This window comes from Thalassotalea sp. G20_0, assembly GCF_017744175.1.
Taxonomy (GTDB): Bacteria; Pseudomonadota; Gammaproteobacteria; order Pseudomonadales; family Endozoicomonadaceae; genus Endozoicomonas.
The window spans coordinates 1-951 of record NZ_JAGHQV010000268.1 but is presented as its reverse complement, the minus strand read 5'-3'; the positions used below and the strand labels follow the sequence as shown (position 1 = coordinate 951).

Sequence of the window (951 nt, the reverse complement as noted above, 5' to 3'; positions counted from 1 at the left end):
GAAGGAGGAGTTGATCCGTCTCTATCGGGAAACGACAGGTACCGGGTTTTTTTTTATTATCCGGCATCCGGACGACCTGGATCATCACCCGTTAAGAAGGCTGCACTATTATCCCGCTCCCGGACAAAAAACCGAGCGTCCCGGGCTTCTTTATCAGTCAGTGCCCATCACCCTGGTTTTCGATTGTGACAATCTCAGGCCCAGACAGCTGGCCTCATTGAATGAGCTGTTGGAGAATCCACCCCGGCTGGATGGCCCCCCCATCAGCAAGGCAGTCAGCCGGATTGTTCTGGTTAAGGACGATTTAATATACCAGGCTGACGCTCCCGGACCGGATTTCTGGCGTCGGGTATTTGCCTTGGAGAGAACCGATTATGCAACCGTCAGAGCCACTAACCCCCGGGCCGTTGTGCCATCCCGGTCGGTAAGCCAGCGCACGGAGCCACCAGAGCCGGGGAGTTTGCTGATTCACTGTGCGGGTCAGGATGTCTTTGCCAGCCTGTTTGGTAACCTGGCCATCAACAGTCATGGAGAACAGTATTTTCGTAACGGAGTGATCAGCAGCCAGCCTGAACCTGTGACCATCTGCCTGGTGGACCCGCCGGATGCCAAAAGCCGATTCTGGCAACATTTGTCTGATATTCTTGAGCAAGGCTACTTCATCGCCAATGGTGAACGGGTGGAGCTGCCAGCATCGCTGGTCTTGCAGAAATATCACACCCCGACAGAGAATATCACGGCATTCAAACAAGCAGTCAACAACACACCGGTGTTACCCGGCAAAACCTGCGGGGTTATCAATACCCATAATTTCGACGCAATCTTCAGTGATCTGTCCGCACAGGAAAACACCCTGCAAAAGACCGATACCTTTCATAAGATGGCCAGCGAATTTGACCAGCTGCTGGTTAGCGGTGAACTGACCGATGAGCAATGGCTGATCCTGAAACA

General features: G+C 53.2%; 1 protein-coding gene. It reads left to right on the top strand.

The annotated features are described in order from the left end of the window. Positions 1-10: 10 nt before the first annotated feature. A partial coding sequence (locus tag J7438_RS25985) for a hypothetical protein (RefSeq protein ID WP_209278928.1) occupies positions 11-951 on the top strand: 941 nt, incomplete at its 3' end.